The organism is Mycobacterium sp. NGS56, assembly GCF_059812425.1.
Window position 1 is genome coordinate 12,372 of record NZ_JCALCQ010000021.1, and the last position, 18,781, is coordinate 31,152.

An 18,781-nucleotide genomic window follows, 5' to 3' on the forward strand; every position below is an offset into this window, starting at 1 on the left:
TCGGATGACGGCCGTAGCGGCGTGCCAAGCATGCGGCACCGAACTCCTCGAGGATGCGCGGTTCTGCCACGGGTGCGGCGCGCCGGTCGGCGAACCCGCCGCACATGCGGAGTACAAGCAAGTGTCGGTGCTGTTCGCCGACGTCGTGCGTTCCATGGACATCGCCGCGGCCGTCGGGGCCGAGCGGTTGCGCGAAATCATGGGCGATCTGGTGCACCGCTGCACCAAGGTGGTCCACCGTTACGGGGGGACGGTGGACAAGTTCACCGGCGACGGGATCATGGCGGTGTTCGGCGCGCCGGTGGCGATGGAGGATCATGCCCTTCGCGCCTGTCTAGCGGCCCTGGGCCTTCAGGAGGAGATCAAGCGGCTTGCCGTCGACGTCCGCGAGCGTGACGGTGTGGAGCTTCAACTGCGCGTGGGGCTGAACTCCGGTCAGGTGATCGCGGGCGAAATCGGTTCGAAAGCGTTCGGTTACACCGCCATTGGCGAGCAGGTCGGGATGGCGCAACGGATGGAATCCGTGGCGCCGCCCGGTGGAGTGATGCTCAGCGAATCCACCGCCCGGCTCGTCGCGCAGGCCGCCGTGTTGGCCGATGCCGAGCAGGTGCACGTCAAGGGGAGCGCCGTTCCGGTCCTGGCCCGTCGTCTACTCAGCCTGACCGGCGGGCCGCAACGAAGCCGGTCCTTGCAAGGCGCACTGGTCGGACGAGAGCTGGAGGTGACAACGATCGCCGGCCTCCTGGATCGATCGAAAAGCGGACGCGGATGTGTGGTCTGTGTTGTCGGTCCGGCGGGCATCGGCAAAACGCGACTCGCCGATGAGGCCGTCATGTTGGCGAAACGTAAAGGCGTCGAGGTGGTTTCAGCCTTTTGCGAGTCACACACCAACGACGTCCCCTTTGTCGCGGCGGCGGCGCTGCTGCGTGCAGGACTGGGAATAACCGAACTCGACGACGAGGCGGCCCGGGCGCAGGTGCGCGCCAGGATCCCCGACGTGCCCGATGAGGATGTGCTGCTGCTCTATGACCTGATGGGCATTCGAGACCCCGACACACCCCCTCCGACGATCCACCCCGACGCGCGGCGACGGCGGTTGACCGCACTGATCAACTCGATGTCGCTGGCCCGCACCGAACCGGTCCTCTACGTGATCGAGGACGCGCACTGGATCGATGAGGTCAGCGAGTCGCTGGTGGCCGACTTCCTTGCCGTCATCCCCCGGACGCCTTCGATGGTGGTGATCACCTACCGCCCCGAATACACCGGCCTACTCGCGAGTGTGCCCGGAGCGCAGACGATTTCGCTCTCCCCCCTGAGCGAATCGGAAACCGCGGTGCTACTCGACGAATTGTTGGGCCCCGATCCGTCGGTCGCCGGGATCAAAACGCTCGTTGCCGAACGGGCAGGCGGGAACCCGTTCTTCGCGCAGGAGATGGTGCGCGAGCTCGCCGAGCGCGGTGTGCTCGAGGGTGACCGCGGCGGCTTCACCTGTGGCACGGATCTGGCCGAGGTCTCAGTGCCTGCGACGCTGCAGGCCACCATCGCCGCGCGCATCGACCGCCTGGAACCTGATGCCAAGCAGACGCTGAACGCCGCGGCGGTGATCGGCTCGCGGTTCACACCCGAGTTACTCGCGGCGGTGGGCAATACACCTGTCCTCGACACGCTCGTCGCGGCCGCGCTGATCGACCAGGTTCGTTTTACGCCCAGCGCCGAGTTCGCCTTCCGCCACTCGCTGATCCGCAGCGTGGCCTACGAATCCCAACTGCGGTCCGATCGTGCAAAGATGCACCGGCGGCTGGCCGATGCCATCGAGGCGGGTGAGCCGGAATCCGCCGACCAGAACGCGGCGTTGATCGCCGAACATCTCGAAGCCGCGGGTGATTTGCGGGGTGCCTATGGCTGGCACATGCGGGCGGCAACATGGGCGACGTACCGCGACATCGCTGCGGCGCGGCTGAGTTGGGAAAACGCAACCCGGATAGCCGACGCGTTGAGCGCCGATGACCCAGACCTGGTAGCCATGTGCATTGCTCCTCGCACCATGTTGTGCGGGATCGCCTGGCGGTTGCATGTGAGCGACGTCGCGGACCGTTTCGACGAGTTGCGTCAGTTGTGCAACGCCGCAGGAGACAAGCCGTCGCTGGCGATCGCAATGGCGGGGCTGGTCGTGGATCACACGTTCCAGGACAGGGTGCGTGAGGCGTCGCGGCTGGCTTCCGAGGCCATCGCCCTCATCGAATCCATCGGCGACCCGACTTTGACGGTAGGGCTGTCCTTCACCGCGATCCGCGCCAAGATCGGGACCGGCGAGTGGGCCGAGATGCATCGCCTGTCGCAGAGGGTCATCGACCTGGCTGACGGTGACCCCACAAAGGGCAACTTCCTCTTCGGGTCTCCCCTGGCGCTCGCATTCGCCCAGCGTGGCACCGCCCGATGGGCCCTGGGTCGGCCCGGATGGCGAGACGACCTGCAGCGCGGCGTGGTCATGGCGCACGGCGCCGACTCCCTGTCCTACGTCACGGTTGTCAGCTACGTGTACACCACGGGTATACCGGCCGGCGCGCTTGTGCCCGACGAGGCCGCGGTGGGAGAGATCGAGGATGCGCTGGTGATCGCCCAACCATCCGGCGACAACCTCCAATTGGGGGTCGCCTGGCTGACCCTCGGGCTTGCGCTGGTGCATCGCCACACGGACGACGAGCGTGATCGCGGACGACAGTTGCTGGCTGAGGTCCGCGAAGTGTTCCGGCGCGGGGGGCACTTCTTGTGCGATCTACCGATGCTCGACGTGTACGTGGCCCGTGAGCAGGCGCGCCGCGGCGATCGTGACCGGGCGATACCGCTGATGCGCGCCGCGGTCGACCATCTCATGCTTGGGGGACAAGCGCTTTCGTGGGGAGTTTTGACGACGGGCGTCTTGGTCGAGACACTGCTCGAACGCGGGACTGAGAGCGACGTCACCGAAGCCGAGGCAGCGATCGAACGGTTGGCGTCCGAGCCAGCCGATGACCACCTGGCGATGCGTGAGACATGGCTGCAGCGGATGCGGGCGTTACTGGCGCGAGCTCATGATGATGCCGAGGCTTACACGCACTTCAGGGATCGTTACCGTGACCTGGCGAGAACGCTTGGCTTCGAAGGACATATCGCATGGGCCAAGGAGATGCCGTAGGAGCCGCGGCTCGACCGTGCGAGTCTAACCTGGCCTCGTGTAGGACGAGCCGAGAAAGCGCTCCACCAGGGCGCGTTCGGCGGCAGGGTCTTTCAGCGGCCACCCCCACAGCGCCAGGAAGACCCGGATCAGCCACTGCGCGGCCAGCGGATCATCGTTGCCGGGCCCCAGCATCTCGGCGGCCAGGTCCGTCACGGTCGGCGAACTGATGACCCAGTCGCTGACCGGAGCGGCATGGATCGACCGCATGAGTTGGGCCAGTGGATCGGAGCGCAGGCGTTGAAGCGCCATGATGGTGGCGGTCACCACGCGCTCCGGGCCGACGAGATCCTTGATGGCTTCCCTCGTGGTGTCAACAATGCGAGCCGCTTGAATCCCGATGACCGCATCGCGGATAGTCGACTTACCGCCGGCATGCCGATAGATCGTCGCGGGTGAGCAGTGAACCCGGGCCGCCAAGGCTTCGATCGTGAACCCCTCATAGCCCTGGCGAGCGATGATGTCTGCGGCCGCGGCATAGATCCGTTCGGTGGCTTCACTACGGCGGTCGCGGCCCACCAGCCAGTCGTCACGTGGCATCCACCCATGCTCCCCCATATTGCGGAGCACGGAAACGCTTCTCGCAGCATGAGAAATTCTGGCATCTTCTCTCACGAGAACGGCCTGCTCGTGCAGGGTTCACGTGGTCACCTGCGATCACGCCGGATCACGACCGGTCCTCAACTTTCCCCCGTTCCATTGACCCAGCGGTGAGCTACACCGAGCCTGAAGCACATGGCGGTCTTGGACAGCGCGACCCGGTTCTTCGGCAGCGAGGCGATACAGGATCCCTACCCGCTGTATGACCGGATGCGCGCCGAGGCACCCGTGCACCGGATCGGCGACTCCGTCTTCTACGCCGTGTGTGGCTGGGATTCGGTGCAGGAGGCCGTGGAGCGGGTCGAGGACTTCTCGTCGAACCTCACGGCGACGATGGTCCTTCACCAGGACGGCGCGGTCACGCCGCTCGACATGGGGCCGCCCGGAGCCCCGATGCACGCGCTGGCCACCGCCGACGACCCCGCGCACGCGCAACACCGCAAGATACTGCTGCCGCATTTGTCGGCCAGACGAGTGCGGATCATCGAGGAATTCGCGGCCCGAACCGCCGACCATCTTTGGGACCAGAACCTGCGCGACGGCCAGATCGAATGGATGGGCAGCATCGCCAATCGGCTGCCGATGATGGTGGTCTGCAAGCTGCTGGGTCTTCCCGCCGGCGATGTCGACGAACTCATTCGGCTCAGCTACTCGACCACCACACTCCTCGACGGAATCGTCACTCCCGAGCAGATCGAGCAGGCCGGACTAGCCGCGATGGAGCTGTCCGCCTATGTGTTGGAGCATTTCGAAAAGGCCAGCGGCAAGCCAAATTCCGGGCTCATAGGCGACCTGGCGGCACGTTACGCATCGGGTGAGCTCGAGCAGGTGCCGGCGCTGGGCATCATGCTCACGCTCTTCAGCGCGGCCGGCGAATCGACCGCATCGCTGCTGGGCAGCGCGGCATGGATCCTCACCGATCGCCCCGTGATCCAACAGCGGCTTCGCGAGAACCCGGAATTACTAAGCACTTTCATCGAAGAGACGTTGCGCTTCGAGCCGCCGTTTCGCGGTCATTACCGTCACGTGTGGCGCGATACCACGCTAGGCGGGGTAAAGGTGCCGGCCAACTCCCACCTGCTGCTGATGTGGGGAGCCGCCAACCGCGACCCGGTGCACTTCGAAACTCCAAACGAATTTCGGCTCGACCGCACCGCCGCCAAGAGCCACGTGAGCTTCGGCAAGGGCGTGCATTTCTGCGTCGGCGCCGCATTGGCCCGGTTGGAAGCCACCATCGTGTTACGCATGCTGCTCGAGCGCACTACCTGGATCGACGCCGCGGACATCGGACAATGGCTGCCGAGCATTCTGGTCCGGCGCCGCGAACGGTTGCGGCTGGTCGTGCGGTGACCTCAGGGACGCGGCTGCACGTCGACGCTGGGCGGCCGTGACTGCGGGTCCTGAGGCTTGGCCCGCACCGAGCGCCGGACGATGCTGAACGCGGCCGCGCCCCCGACGAGGACGGCGACGGCTACCCCCGCAAAGATCAACGGGCGCTTGCCGCGACGCTGCGCGCGTCGCGCATCCTGCAGCGCTTGGGGCAGACTGGTGACCACTTCCTGCGCGGCGGCCAGCTCCTGGGCCAACGTTTCCTGGGCCGCGGCGAGGTCACGGGCCAGCCGCCCCTCTTGGTATCGCCGACGCAGCTGCGAGGCGGTCGACTGCGCGGACTGAACACTCAGGCCGGCAACTCCCCGGGTGACGTCCAGCGGTCCCTGCGCCGAATAGGTCAGGCCGCGGGTCAGTCGCTGCCGCGGGGTCAGCCGGGAATCCATCTTCGCCCTCATCGGTCGCCTTTCTGTCCCGCTCATAGAGCCCGCCCTGAAGCCGGCTCAGGAAACTCCGGTATCCGAACAGACTCCCCAGCATAGGGACGTGCGTGTCGTATGCGCGCGCCGCGGTGTCCGCGGCGGTTCGCCTTGGGTGACACCGCGTGCGGCGACTCCCACCCGTAGTGGCAGACTCTCATGCCGTGACCAACAGCCCCTTTCAGACTGCTACCGCCACGCTCCACACCAACCGCGGCGACATCAAGGTCGCCCTCTTCGGAAACCACGCGCCCAAGACCGTCGCCAACTTCGTCGGCCTGGCGCAGGGGACCAAGGAGTACTCGACGCAGAATGCATCGGGAGGTTCCTCGGGCCCCTTCTACGACGGCGCGGTCTTTCACCGGGTTATCCGGGGCTTCATGATCCAGGGCGGCGACCCGACGGGAACCGGCCGCGGCGGCCCCGGGTACAAGTTCGCCGACGAGTTCCACCCCGAACTGCAATTCGACAAGCCCTACCTGCTGGCGATGGCGAACGCGGGCCCGGGCACCAACGGCTCTCAGTTCTTCATCACGGTGGGCCAAACCCCGCACCTGAACCGGCGCCACACGATCTTCGGTGAAGTGACCGACCCCGAGTCGCAGAAGGTCGTCGACGCGATCTCGACGACGGGCACCGATGGTAACGACCGCCCCACCGAGCCGGTGGTCATCGAGTCGATCACCATTTCCTGAGCCAGGACGTAGGCCGGGGGGTCGATCAGCCCTGCCGGCGGCCCGCGTAGCCCGCTGCCGTGAGGACGTCGAGCACCTCCACGGGATCTGTCCCAAGGTCCCAGCGGGAGAACAGCACCAGGTTGCCGTCGGCCTTCTCGACCTCGAGTAACCGCACCTTGCGTCCGTAGCGGCGGAACTCGATGATGCGGATGATCTTGATGTCGGAATGCTGCAATAACTGCGTTCTCAACCACCCGCGAAGGAGCAGGCCGTCGGGTGTGATTGCCAGCTTGGGACGCGCGTGCCACGACACGCCGGCAAACAAGATCAGACCTGCCGCGGCAACACCCGCGAAAATGCGCCCGGGCGGGTCTGTGACCACGGTCACACCGGCGATAGCCATCAAAACACCTGCGGCTCCGCAACCAGCGATTCCCGCCGTGTGCGGCTCCCATTGTGTTTGCTGCATGCTCTCGTTAACCCCTCCCACCACGGCCTATGCAGTTATCCACATCAGCTATCAACAGTGGGGATAAATCACACGCGTGTGATTGGGTGACCGGAAAGTTGCTGACGCAGTAACGAATCAGACCAAAAATGAATTCATCACGCCGACCGTCCTGATCAGTGCCAGCGCATCGTGAGCAACAACCCGGTGATCATGAAAGCGAACGCGATGGCATAGTTCCACGGGCCCAACTGCGCCATCCAGTTCAGCGCGGTCGGCGCCTGACTCCCGACCGCGGCCAACTGGAACACCATCAGCCAGACCAGGCCGATCAGCATGAGACCGATGAACAGGGCGACGAACCACACGCTCGATGGTCCGACCTTGACTTTCACCGGGGTGCGGCTGACCGCGCCGACGGCGAAGTCGTTCTTCTTGCGGACCTTGGACTTGGGCATGATTACCTCGCGGATTACCTCAACGACACGGTGAGCAGGACGGGGTGCAACGATAAACACCGCAACTGCACCCCATAGCTTGGCTACGAGACTAACTCACCTAGGGCGGTGACCAGGAAATGGAGAGGCGATGATCCAGACGCGCCGGTCGCCGTGGCGCTTTGGCGTCCCGGTCGTGTGTCTGCTGGCCGGACTGCTGCTCGCCGCCACCCACGGAGTCTCCGGCGGCGCTGAAATCCGCCGCAGTGATGCCCCGCGGCTGGTGGACCTGGTCCGCGAGACCCAGTCTTCGGTCAACCGGCTGAATGCTCAGCGTGAGGCGCTGGCGGGCAGGATCGACGCCGCGCACGGGCGGTCGTCGGATGCCGCGCTCGCGGCCATGCTGCGGCGCTCCACCGAGCTCGCCGGCGAGGCGGGGATGAACCCGGTCCACGGACCGGGCTTGGTGGTCACCCTTGCGGATGCGCAGCGCGACGCCAATGGCCGTTTCCCCCGTGATGCGTCCCCCGACGACCTGGTGGTCCATCAGCAAGACATCGAGGCAGTACTCAACGCGTTGTGGAGCGCCGGGGCCGAGGCGATCCAGATGCAAGATCAGCGGCTCATCGCGACGTCGGTGCCGCGCTGCGTCGGTAACACCTTGCTGCTCAACGGGCGGACCTACAGCCCGCCGTATGCGATCACCGCGATCGGCAACGCAACGGCCATGCAAGCCGCCCTCGCGGCCGCTCCCCTCGTGGTCCTCTACAAGCAATACGTCGTCCGCTTCGGCCTCGGCTACCAAGAAGAAGTCAAGTCCGATGTAGAGGTGGTGGGCCATTTCGAGCCGGATCGGCTGCATTCCGCCCAGCCCGGCGGCCCGATCGGCTACTGACGCATACCGACCAGGATCGCGATCGCCGTGGGACGGTAACCTGGCACGGTGCGGATCCTGGTCGTCGACAACTACGACAGCTTCGTGTTCAACCTGGTGCAGTACCTCGGGCAGCTGGGCATGGACGCCGAGGTCTGGCGCAATGACGACACCCGGCTCTCCGACGAGGCCGCAGTCGCCGGTCGCTTCGACGGGGTGCTGCTCAGTCCGGGCCCGGGCACCCCGGAGCGCGCGGGCGCGTCGATCCCGATGGTTCGGGCGTGTGCGGCCGCGCGGACCCCGCTGCTCGGGGTCTGCCTGGGGCATCAGGCCATCGGCGTCGCGTTCGGTGCGACCGTTGACCGCGCACCAGAACTGCTGCACGGCAAAACCAGCAGCGTCCACCACACTAATGTCGGTGTGCTGCAAGGACTTCCGGATCCATTCACGGCGACGCGTTATCATTCGCTGACGATCCTGCCCGAGTCGCTGCCCCCGGTGCTTGAGGTCACGGCTCAGACCCAAACCGGCGTGATCATGGGTGTGCGGCACACCGAATTGCCGATTCACGGTGTGCAGTTCCACCCCGAGTCGATCCTGACCGAGGGCGGCCATCGAATGCTGGCGAACTGGCTCGCCGATTGCGGGTGGGAGCGCAACGACACGTTGGTGCGGCGCCTCGAGAATGACGTGCACGCCGCCGTGCGGCCGTACTTCCCGGCCGAGCCGTCGGCTACTGACCGAACTTCAGCGTGATGATGCCGTCCCGGTTGACCCCGGAGCCCGCCGGCGGATTCTGATAGACCACCCGATGGGATTGGGAGCCGCCGGCGTCGACGTCGGCACCCTTGTCCAGGATTCCCGTCCAGCCCAGCGCGCGTAGCCGTGGTTCGGCGTCGGTCCAGAACATGCCGGACAGGTCGGGCATGACGAACTGATTGCCCTTGGACACTTGCAGCTCGATCACCGAGTCCACCGGAACCACCTGTCCCTTGGATGGGTTGGTTCCGATCACCTCACCGGCCGGTCGGGTGCTGTCCACCTGCACCTGGGTGACCTTGCTAAAGCCGTAAACCGTCAGATTCTTCTGCGCGATGTCGACGGTTTGGCCCGCGACATCGGGAACCTGCTTGGTCTCTGGGCCAGAGCCGACGATGAGGGTGACGACGTTTGTGATCGCCGACGTCTGGTTGGCCGGTGGATTCGTGCCGATCACCTTGCCCAGCAGTTCCGGGGTCGACGGGGAGTTGGCCTGCTTGAACTTACTGAAGCCCGCGGCCTTCAGCTTGCTGACCGCATCGGAGTAGCTCAGTGAGGAAACGTCGGGCACCTCCCGCTGTTCGGGTCCGGTGGAGACGTTGATGGTGATCTCGTCGCCTGCATTGACCGACGCGTTGGCGCCCGGGTCGGTACTGATGACGTGGTCGGGTGGGATCGCCGAATCCGGCTTCTGCAGGGTGCGGGTCTTGAAGCCACGATTCTGCAGCGCCGCAATGGCATCGGCGGACACCTGCCCGCGCACGTCGGGCACCTGCACGTCCCGGGCACTACCCCCGAACGTGTTGAAGGCAATGACGACAACGATCGTCAGGACCGCAAGCGCGGCCACGGCGACGATCCAGCGGCCGACCGAACCGACGCTGCGGTCCTCGCCGGCGTCGGCGAGGACCTGACGTGGCAGCGGGTCGGTACGCGACGGGCCGGAGCTACCGGCGTTGGACGACAGCAGCGAACTCCGGTCGGCGTCCGTGAGTACCTTGGGTGCCTCCGGTTTCTCGCCGTTGTGCACCCGAATCAGATCGGCACGCATTTCCGCCGCGGTCTGATAACGGTTGTCTGGATTCTTGGCCAGCGCCTTGAGCACCACCGCGTCGAGGTCGGCGGAGATGCCTTCGTGCCGCTGGGACGGGGGGACCGGGTCTTCCCGAACATGTTGGTAGGCAACGGCTACTGGCGAGTCACCGGTGAAAGGTGGTTCGCCCGTGAGGATCTCGTACAGAACGCAGCCCAATGAATACACATCGGAACGTGCATCGACGGCATCACCACGAGCCTGCTCGGGGGAGAGATATTGTGCGGTTCCGATCACCGCGGCGGTCTGGGTGACGCTGTTGCCGCTGTCGGCGATCGCGCGGGCGATACCGAAGTCCATCACCTTGACCGCGTTGGTGGTGCTGATCATGATGTTGGCCGGTTTGACGTCTCGATGGATGATGCCGTTCTGGTGGCTGAAGTTCAGCGCCTGGCACGCGTCGGCGATGATCTCGATGGCTCGGCGCGGTGGCAGGGGGCCGTCCGTGTGCACGATGTCGCGCAGGGTGACGCCGTCGACGTATTCCATGACGATGTAGGGCAGCGGCCCGGTGGGAGTCTCGGCCTCGCCAGTGTCATAGACGGCGACGATCGACGGGTGATTCAATGCGGCGGCATTTTGCGCCTCACGCCGGAAGCGGAGGTAGAAACTGGGATCGCGGGCCAGATCCGCGCGCAGCACCTTGACCGCGACATCGCGATGCAAACGGACGTCGCGGGCCAGATGAACCTCGGACATCCCCCCGAAGCCGAGGATTTCGCCCAGTTCATAGCGGTCGGACAGGTGCTGCGGCGTGGTCATTGCGGTGTTCCGTGTCGAGCCGGCACAGTGCGAAAGCCGGAAATCCCTATTGTCCCGTCATCCGGCCATTTCAACCGCATTTCGGGTCGGGCTCCGGCACTGCCCGGAGTGGCGCTCGGCGGCGGCGCCGAGGCGGGCGGTGTCCCGGTGTCGGTCACCGTCGGTGGCTGTTGCTGCTGATCCGCCCGCGAGTTGATGACGATCAGCACCGCAATGATGATCGCCAGCGCTCCGAGCACACCGGCTGCCCACAACAACGCGCGCTGACCCGAGGAGAAGGTACGACGGGCCGGGGGCGGGCGGTGGCCGCCGGTGGCCGGCCGCGACCGGCGTGCGGCGGAGCTTCGGCTGGGAGACACCGCGGCGGCGCGGGTCGTCGGACTGGACGGAATGGCTGCCGGCGATGCGCGGCCCGGCGGCGGTGACTGGCTCGGGCGTGGCGGACGACGGCCGGCCCGCACCGCCGCCACCGCGTCGGCGAACGGTCCACCGCTGCGGTACCGCATCGCCGGGTTCTTCACCAGCGTGATCTCGATGAGTTCGCGCACATTGGGCGGCAGTTCTGCGGGCAGGGGCGGCGGCGGTTCTTTGATGTGCTTCATCGCCACCGTCAGGGCACCATCACCGGTGAACGGCCGCTTGCCACATACAACCTCGTAACCAACGACCCCCAGCGAGTACACATCGCTCGACGGGGTGGCGTCGTGACCCAGGGCCTGTTCGGGTGCGATGTATTGGGCCGTGCCCATCACCATCCCCGTCTGGGTCACCGGCGCGGCGTCGACGGCCTTGGCGATACCGAAGTCGGTGATCTTCACCTGACCAGTCGGGGTGATCAGGATGTTGCCGGGTTTGACGTCGCGGTGCACCAGTCCGGCGGCGTGCGCTACCTGCAGCGCACGACCCGTCTGCTCAAGCATGTCCAGTGCGTGCCGCAGCGACAGCCGGCCGGTTCGCTTGAGAACCGAGTTCAGCGGCTCGCCGTTGACCAGCTCCATCACCAGATAGGCAGTCCGGCCCTCCCCGTCCAGCTGGCTTTCACCGTAGTCGTGGACGGCCGCGATGCCAGGGTGGTTGAGCATCGCGGTGGTACGCGCTTCGGCACGGAACCGCTCGATGAACTCGGGGTCTTGAGAGAACTCCTGCTTGAGCACCTTGACCGCGACGCGCCGGCCCAGCCGGCTGTCTACCGCCTCCCACACCTGACCCATGCCGCCGGTGGCGATCAGGCGCTGTAGACGGTATCTGCCGGACAGCGTCACACCAACTCGCGGGCTCATGGTCCTCCCTGTAGCGCGGCCTGGATGACGGCCCGTCCGATCGGCGCCGCGAGTGCACCCCCCGTCGCGGACAGGCGGTCGGCGCCATTCTCTACCAACACCGCCACGGCGACCTTCGGGGTCTGCGCGGGTGCGAAAGCGATGTACCAGGCGTGCGGCGGTGTGTGCCGCGGATCGCTGCCATGCTCTGCGGTACCAGTCTTCGATGCGATCTGCACGCCGGGAATGGCCCCTTTCTGTTGTGCGACCTTCTCGGCGCCGACCATCAGCTCTCTCAGCTTAGCGGCGACCTGCGGCGACACGGCGCGCCGCTGCTCATAGGGTGCAGTGGTGCTGATCGTCGTCAGGTCGGGCCCCTTGAGGCTGTCGACAAGGTACGGCTGCATCGTCACCCCATCGTTCGCGATGGTCGCGGCGATTTCGGCGTTTTGCAAGGGCGTCAGGGCGACGTCCTTTTGGCCGATGCTGGACATCCCCAGCGCCGCGGCGTCGGGAATGATCCCCACGGTCGACTCTGCGACCTGCAGCGGGATGACGCTCGGCGTGCTGTCCAGCCCGAACGAGCGCGCCATGTTGCGCAGCGCATCGGAGCCGGTGAGGATCCCGAGCTGGACGAATGCGGTGTTGCACGACAGGGCGAACGCCTGCCGCAAAGACACCGTCGGCTCGTTTCCACACGACTCCCCACCGTAGTTCTCCAACGTTGCGGTGCTGTTGGGCAGCGGGATCGAGGGGGCGGCGGTCAGCTGCTGGGTGTCCGAGGCACCGGCCTGCAGGGCGGCCGCCGTCGTGATCACCTTGAACGTCGACCCCGGCGGGTATGTCTCAGAAATCGCGCGGTTGGTCAGCGGATTGTTGGGGTCGTCACGCAACTTCTGCCACGCCTGCGCCTGGACTTCGGGATCGTGCGACGACAGCAGGTTGGCGTCATAGGACGGCGAGGACACCATCGCCAAGATCTTGCCGGTCGACGGTTCCAGGGCCACGACGGCGCCCTTGCACGGCGGACCGCCGCAGTCCTGTTGCATCGCGTCCCACGCGGCCCGCTGGACCCGCGGCTTGATTGTGGTGTCGACATTGGCGCCGCGCGGGTCGCGACCGGTGAAGAAGTCCGCGAGCCGGCGGCCGAACAGCCGCTCGTCGGAACCGTTCAACAGCGGGTCCTCGGCACGTTCCAGACCGGTGCTGGAATACCGCAACGAATAAAAGCCGGTCACAGGCGCGTACTCCGCCGGGTTGGGGTAGACGCGCAGAAAGCGATAGCGGTTGTCGGTGGCAACCGAATAAGCCAACAGCTGGCCGCCCGCCACAATCTGGCCGCGCTGACGTGAATACTCGTCGAGCAGAACCCGCTGGTTGCGTGGGTCGGCACGCAGCGAGTCCGCGGCGAAGACCTGCGTCATCGTGGCGTTGATCAACAGCAGCACGATCAACGCCATCACGGTCACCGAGATCCGGCGCAGAGAGGCGTTCATACTTTCTCGATCACCTCGGTGCTGGCCGCCGCGATCGAGGGTTTGCGGGCCCGGGTGCGCAGGGGACGACGGGCGCTGTGCGAAATGCGCGCCAGTATGGCCAGCAGCACGTAGTTCGCCAGCAAGGACGAGCCACCGTAGGACATCCACGGGGTCGTCAGCCCCGTCAGCGGAATCAGCTGGGTTACCCCGCCGACAACGATGAACAGCTGAAGGGCCAGCGTCGACGCCAGGCCCGCGGCCAGCAGCTTGCCGAAGCTGTCGCGGGTCGCGATCGCCGTGCGCAGACCCCGCACGATGACGATGGTGTAAAGCATCAAGATGCTGGCCAGGCCCACCAATCCGAGCTCTTCGCCGAACGCGGCGATGATGAAATCGGTCGAGGCGGCGGGCACGGTATCGGGCTGACCGTTGCCCAGGCCGGTCCCGAAGATCCCGCCGGTGGCAAAGCTGAAGAGCGACTGGACGACTTGGTAGCCGCTGCCGTCGGGGTCGGAGAACGGGTCCCACCACATCTGCACTCGCACCCGCACGTGGGCGAAAATGTAATACGCGACAACACTTCCCGCGGCGAATAGCACGAGGCCGATTCCCACCCAACTGAAGCGTTGGGTGGCGAGGTAGACCACCACCAGAAATGACGTGTAGAGCAATAGCGAAGTGCCAAGGTCCTTTTCGAAGGCCATCACCCCGACCGAGATCACCCACGCTGCCAGTAGGGGCGCGAGGTCTCGAGGCCGGGGCAGCGTCAACCCCATGAAATGCTTGCCCACGCTGGTGAACAGGCCGCGCTTGGCGATCAGCACCGCGGAAAAGAAGATCAGCAACAAAATCTTGGAGAACTCGGCGGGCTGAATTGAGAAGCCGGGCAAGCGGATCCAGATCTTGGCGCCGTTCTGCTCGGACAGCGACGCCGGCAGCAGGGCCGGGATCACCAACAACACCAAACCGACCAGTCCGCATATGTAGCCGTAGCGCGCAAGCTGCCGATGGTCTTTCAAGAACGTGACCACCAAAGAAAAGGTCACAACGCCGATCAGGGTCCACAGCATCTGCTGGGTCGCGCTGGGGTGGTGCCGGCCGCTGAGCTGATTGGTGACCAGATCCAACCGGTGAATCATCACCAGGCCAAGACCGTTGAGCAGCGCCACGATCGGCAGCAGCAGCGGATCGGTATAGGGCGCAAAACGCCTGATGGCCACGTGCGCCGACCCGAAGACGACAAGAAACACCAGCCCGTAGCTGATGGCAGTCCAATGCAGATCGCGCGCTTGGTTGGCTTCGACTATGAGCAGCGCGGCGACGGTGATCAGTGCGGCGAATCCGAGTAGCAACAACTCGGCATTGCGCCGGGTAGGCAACGGGGGTGTGACCGCGACTGGCGGCTGAAGCTGTGTGGTCATGCCACCGTACGGCAATCGATGCCTGGTTCAGGTGGCGGCCCGGGAAGCGTGGTCACTGGCTGCGACGTGGTCGTCGGACCTGCCGGTGCGGAATTCGCGGGGCCGTTGGCGCTCGTGCTCGGTGCGGGGCTGGCGCTCGGGGAGCTGGTGGTTGGTGGTGCGGGTGATGCTGTGGTGCCGGATTCTGGTGTTCCGCTGCGGGTGCCCGGTGAGCCGGGCGGAGAGGTGGCGCGCGGCGCCGGACAGATCGGCAATAGATATTCGGCCAACAGCTGCCGAAGCTGCGACTCGGCCTGGTCCAGGCTGCCACCGGGTAGTCCGGTTTGAACTTGGACTTGTCCCGGGCGGCGCAGATCTTGCAGCGTCATCACCTGGCAGTTGGTGTGGGCACCGGATTGCCGGTAACCGACCAGGGAAAGCTCGTTGCGGGTGTTGAGGCATCCCACCAGATAGGGCTGCTGCAACGGGATGCCCAGCAGGGTGCCCTGGATCCCGCGGACGATGGAAACGCGGCCGTCGTATTCGGCGACGTAGTAGTTGCGTTGAATGACCCAGTATCCGACGCCGAGGCCAGCGAACACCAGGAGCACCGCCAGGCCGACGGCGGCGAGCATCTTCCACCGTGGCCAGCGCGGGCGATGCGGTGCTTCTGGTTGCGGCGCAACGCGTTTGGCAGACTCATCGCGGGGACGAATCGCGGAAGCACGCCCGGCGGAGGTATTGGGCAGGGTCATTTGATCCTCGTCGCCCGACACCGCACCGGCAAGGATCGGCTGGGTTTGCCCGTAGTCGTAGTCGACTACATCGGCGACCACCACGGTCACGTTGTCCGGGCCCCCGCCACGCAACGCCAATTCGATCAGGCGGTAGGCAGCCTCGGCGACGTCGGGTATCTGCAGTGCCTCCAGGATGGTCTCGTCGCTCACCGGATCCGATAACCCGTCGGAGCACAGCAGATAGCGGTCCCCGGCCCGCGCCTCGCGCATGGTCAACGTCGGCTCGACCTCGTGACCCGTGAGGGCCCGCATGATCAACGACCGCTGCGGGTGGCTGTGCGCCTCTTCCCGGGTGATCCGGCCCTCGTCGACCAAAGTCTGAACAAAAGTGTCGTCTTTGGTGATCTGAGTCAGTTCTCCGTCGCGCAACAAGTAGCCGCGCGAGTCGCCGATGTGCACCAGCCCGATGCGGTCACCCGCGAACAGGATCGCGGTAAGGGTGGTGCCCATCCCCTCGAGTTCGGGCTCGGCCTCCACTTGGGCGGCGATGGCCGCGTTGCCGGAGCGGACCGCGTTGTCGAGCTTGGCCAGCAGATCGCCGCCCGGCTCGTCGTCATCCAGGTGTGCCAGCGCAGCGATCACCAGTTGGGATGCCACCTCGCCGGCGGCGTGACCGCCCATGCCGTCGGCCAGCGCGAGCAGTCGTGCGCCGGCGTAGACGGAGTCTTCGTTGTTGGCGCGTACCAGGCCGCGATCGCTTCGCGCGGCATATCGCAGGACCAAGGTCACGGGCGCCACTCCTCGATCCCGGCTGCGCCGGCAGCATAGTCGTAGGCTCGGGTCACGGACGCAACTCAATCGCCGTTTTGCCGATTCGAATCGGCGTTCCGATTGGAACTCGTACCGCAGTCGTCACCTTCGCCCTGTCAAGGTAAGTACCGTTGGTCGATCCTAGATCCTCGACGTACCACTCCGAGCCGCGCTGAGTCAGCCGGGCGTGCCGCGTCGAGGCGTAATCGTCGGTGAGCACCAGCGTGGAGTCGTCAGCTCTTCCGATCAATACCGGCTGTCCGCTCAGCGTGATACGTCCGCCTGCCAGCGCGCCTTCGGTGACTACCAGATAGCGGGCCGCATGCCGGCGCTGGCGTGACGGCAGCAGCGTGCTGCGCAGCGCCAAACCGCGACGCACCATGACAGCACCGGTGGGCGCGTAGATGTCGGTCCGAAGGATCCGCAGCACGGACCAGATGAATACCCACAGCAGCATCAGAAAGCCGGCGCGCGTCAGCTGCAGTACCAGTCCCTGCATCTGGCGTCCTTTCCGTCCTAGCGTCGCATCCCTGGCGCCCGTGACTCCGAGCACATCGGCTACGTCACGATACTTGGACGGCGGATGACACGGGGCGAAGCACGGCAGCTTAAGCCCGGTGGCTTAGTGGATCCGGACGATGATCTCGGAGTGGCCCAAGCGGATCACGTCGCCGTCGGCCAGCTGCCACTCCTGGATCGGTGCGTTGTTCACCGTGGTGCCGTTGGTCGAGTTCAGATCCGACAGCAGCGCGACCTGTCCGTCCCAGCGGATCTCGAGGTGACGCCGGGACACACCGGTGTCAGGCAACCGGAACTGGGCGTCTTGTCCGCGGCCCACGATGTTGGAGCCCTCGCGCAGTTGGTAGGTGCGGCCGCTGCCGTCGTCGAGCTGAAGGGTGATCGTGGTTCCACCGGCGCCGTAGCCGCCCTGGCCGTAGCCGCCGTAACCAGCCTGTTGTCCGTAGTCGGCGGGCTGGCCGTAGTCAGCCGCCTGTCCGTATTCCGGTTGCTGTCCGTACTCCGCCTGCTGGCCGTAGTCATACTCGGGGCTGGCGGTCTCGGGATAACCGCCGGCTTGACCGCCGTACGGCCCGCCCTGCGCGTGCTCGGCGTATTGGGTGTACTCGGCGGAGCCATAGTCCTGGCGGCCGTACCCGCCGCCTTGTGGGTAGCCCTGGTCGTACCCACCACCGTGCTCGGGGTACCCGGGTCGTTGTTCGGGCGGGGCGTAGCCGCCCTCGTCCTGACGGGCCGGGCCGCGACCGTAGTCGCCGTATCCGCCGTAGCCCTGCTGACCGCCGGGAGGGGGAGCGTAGCCGCCGCCTTGGCGGTATCCCTGGTCGTAGCCTTGCCCGCCGTAGCCGCCGGGCGCGGGCGGACGTTGCTCATACGACTGCGGATAGCCGCCCTGTCCCTGCTCGGGGTAGCCGCGCTGTTCTTGGTAGCCCTGTTGGGGCGCGTAACCGCCCTGGCCCTGTTGGTCGGGGTAGCCGCGCTGCTCGGGGTAGCCGGCTTGTTCCGGGTAGCCCTGTTGCGGCGGGTAGCCACCGCCGTGCCCCTGCTCGGGGTAACCGCTTTGTTCCGGGTAGCCGCCCTGCTCGGGCTGGCGGGGAGGCGGCGGGTAGCCCTGCTGAGGTGGGTAGCCGTGCTGCTCGGGTGGATATCCGCCCTGCTGGTCGGGTGCTCCCTGCGGGTCTGGACCACCGCGCGCGTCGTCCTGCGGACGCCCGTAGCGGTCGTCGTAATACTCGTCGCCGGATCGGCCCGGCCCCTGACCCCCGCGGTAGCCAGAATTGTCAGTCATTGGTGCCACTCCTCGTTCTTCGCCGAACGCGTTCTTTGATTGTGGCCGGACGGGGTCGTCGACCGTCGGGCGGGGCTGGACATCAGGGTTGACAGCACCGCGGGCGCGGTACTGGCCGGTGCGCAGGTCCGACGACTGTTCGAACCGAACGACCACCTCACCATACGTTTGCCACCCCTGTTCGTGGATGTAGTCGGCCAAGTACCTCGCGAAAGCGCTCGACGTGAGATTTGAATCGGCGCTCACCTTCTCGAAGTCGTGCATACCGAGCGTAATGATGTATTCGTTGGGGGCCAAAAGGCGATTTCCCTGAAGTTTCTGCACCCCGTCACGCGCCTCGCGGCATAACAGAGCTTCCACCTCCTGCGGAACGATCGCTCCACCGAATACCCGGGCGAAGGCGTTGTCTACCGTCGCCTCGAGTTTGCGCTCGATGCGCGCGACCAGCCCCCGTTGGCTATTCATGTCCTACCGTTCGTGTGCACTTGCCATTACGTATTGCCGTTGGACGGCAAACGAATCACCACGGCGCTGGATCACTCCCGCATCGTATCGGGACATCGTGTCGCTGCGGCACTTTCGAAATCGTGAGAACCGCATCGGCGCAGTTCAGAGCCG

16 protein-coding genes are annotated in these 18,781 nt (G+C 65.8%); 5 read left to right on the forward strand and 11 right to left on the reverse strand.

Annotation, left to right across the window (positions count from 1 at the left end; all coding sequences use genetic code 11):
* Positions 1 to 4: 4 nt before the first annotated feature.
* Positions 5 to 3,178 carry an AAA family ATPase gene (locus AC5Y4F_RS26225; RefSeq protein WP_499999532.1) on the forward strand — a complete coding sequence of 1,058 codons (3,174 nt, stop codon included), beginning with the start codon at positions 5 to 7 and terminating at the stop codon, positions 3,176 to 3,178.
* Positions 3,179 to 3,202: 24 nt separating this feature from the next.
* On the opposite strand, the gene AC5Y4F_RS26230 is transcribed toward AC5Y4F_RS26225, so the two are convergent.
* Complete coding sequence (locus AC5Y4F_RS26230; RefSeq protein ID WP_067934771.1) at positions 3,203 to 3,757, reverse strand: TetR/AcrR family transcriptional regulator; 555 nt, start codon at positions 3,755 to 3,757, stop codon at positions 3,203 to 3,205.
* Positions 3,758 to 3,952: 195 nt separating this feature from the next.
* Between AC5Y4F_RS26230 and AC5Y4F_RS26235 the strand changes: the two genes are divergently transcribed.
* Complete coding sequence (locus tag AC5Y4F_RS26235; protein WP_499999537.1) at positions 3,953 to 5,167, forward strand: cytochrome P450; 1,215 nt, start codon at positions 3,953 to 3,955, stop codon at positions 5,165 to 5,167.
* Between the two features lie 2 nt (positions 5,168 to 5,169).
* On the opposite strand, the gene cwsA is transcribed toward AC5Y4F_RS26235, so the two are convergent.
* Complete coding sequence (gene cwsA, locus AC5Y4F_RS26240; protein WP_067934775.1) at positions 5,170 to 5,604, reverse strand: cell wall synthesis protein CwsA; 435 nt, start codon at positions 5,602 to 5,604, stop codon at positions 5,170 to 5,172.
* Between the two features lie 167 nt (positions 5,605 to 5,771).
* Between cwsA and AC5Y4F_RS26245 the strand changes: the two genes are divergently transcribed.
* Positions 5,772 to 6,320: a peptidylprolyl isomerase gene (locus tag AC5Y4F_RS26245; RefSeq protein ID WP_067934777.1), complete on the forward strand. Its 549-nt coding sequence runs from the start codon at positions 5,772 to 5,774 to the stop codon at positions 6,318 to 6,320.
* Positions 6,321 to 6,345: 25 nt separating this feature from the next.
* Here the strand turns inward: AC5Y4F_RS26245 and AC5Y4F_RS26250 are convergent, their stop codons facing one another.
* Both AC5Y4F_RS26250 and crgA read right to left on the reverse strand, forming a co-directional pair.
* The gene (locus tag AC5Y4F_RS26250) at positions 6,346 to 6,771 is read right to left on the reverse strand and encodes a PH domain-containing protein (RefSeq protein WP_499999541.1); all 426 of its coding nucleotides are present in this window, start codon (positions 6,769 to 6,771) and stop codon (positions 6,346 to 6,348) included.
* A gap of 155 nt (positions 6,772 to 6,926) precedes the next feature.
* Entirely contained in the window at positions 6,927 to 7,208 is a 282-nt protein-coding gene (gene crgA / locus AC5Y4F_RS26255; RefSeq protein WP_067934780.1) for a cell division protein CrgA, read from the reverse strand.
* Positions 7,209 to 7,338: 130 nt separating this feature from the next.
* Here crgA and AC5Y4F_RS26260 point away from each other — a divergent pair, with 130 nt between their 5' ends.
* Positions 7,339 to 8,082, forward strand: coding sequence for a DUF881 domain-containing protein (locus AC5Y4F_RS26260; protein ID WP_499999544.1), 744 nt, complete (start codon positions 7,339 to 7,341; stop codon positions 8,080 to 8,082).
* Positions 8,083 to 8,130: 48 nt separating this feature from the next.
* On the forward strand, positions 8,131 to 8,817 hold the full coding sequence (locus tag AC5Y4F_RS26265) for an aminodeoxychorismate/anthranilate synthase component II (protein ID WP_067934784.1): 687 nt from the start codon (positions 8,131 to 8,133) through the stop codon (positions 8,815 to 8,817).
* Here the strand turns inward: AC5Y4F_RS26265 and pknB are convergent.
* The 7 genes from pknB to AC5Y4F_RS26300 form a co-directional block, all read right to left on the reverse strand.
* On the reverse strand, positions 8,795 to 10,675 hold the full coding sequence (gene pknB, locus AC5Y4F_RS26270; protein ID WP_067934786.1) for a Stk1 family PASTA domain-containing Ser/Thr kinase: 1,881 nt from the start codon (positions 10,673 to 10,675) through the stop codon (positions 8,795 to 8,797). The two genes, AC5Y4F_RS26265 and pknB, sit on opposite strands and share 23 nt — an antisense overlap.
* Positions 10,672 to 11,955, reverse strand: a complete 1,284-nt coding sequence (locus tag AC5Y4F_RS26275) for a serine/threonine-protein kinase (protein ID WP_499999545.1) — start codon at positions 11,953 to 11,955, stop codon at positions 10,672 to 10,674. Before AC5Y4F_RS26275 ends, pknB begins: the two co-directional genes overlap by 4 nt.
* Entirely contained in the window at positions 11,952 to 13,430 is a 1,479-nt protein-coding gene (gene pbpA, locus AC5Y4F_RS26280) for a D,D-transpeptidase PbpA (protein ID WP_499999547.1), read from the reverse strand. Before pbpA ends, AC5Y4F_RS26275 begins: the two co-directional genes overlap by 4 nt.
* On the reverse strand, positions 13,427 to 14,833 hold the full coding sequence (locus tag AC5Y4F_RS26285; protein WP_067934790.1) for an FtsW/RodA/SpoVE family cell cycle protein: 1,407 nt from the start codon (positions 14,831 to 14,833) through the stop codon (positions 13,427 to 13,429). The genes pbpA and AC5Y4F_RS26285 overlap by 4 nt, the downstream gene beginning before the upstream one ends.
* A complete protein-coding gene (locus AC5Y4F_RS26290) occupies positions 14,830 to 16,338 on the reverse strand; it encodes a PP2C family protein-serine/threonine phosphatase (protein ID WP_067934856.1) in 1,509 nt (502 codons plus the stop codon). Before AC5Y4F_RS26290 ends, AC5Y4F_RS26285 begins: the two co-directional genes overlap by 4 nt.
* Before the next feature lie 52 nt (positions 16,339 to 16,390).
* A complete protein-coding gene (locus AC5Y4F_RS26295) occupies positions 16,391 to 16,858 on the reverse strand; it encodes an FHA domain-containing protein FhaB/FipA (RefSeq protein WP_067934792.1) in 468 nt (155 codons plus the stop codon).
* Positions 16,859 to 16,981: 123 nt separating this feature from the next.
* The gene (locus AC5Y4F_RS26300) at positions 16,982 to 18,628 is read right to left on the reverse strand and encodes an FHA domain-containing protein (protein ID WP_067934793.1); all 1,647 of its coding nucleotides are present in this window, start codon (positions 18,626 to 18,628) and stop codon (positions 16,982 to 16,984) included.
* Positions 18,629 to 18,781 lie beyond the last annotated feature (153 nt).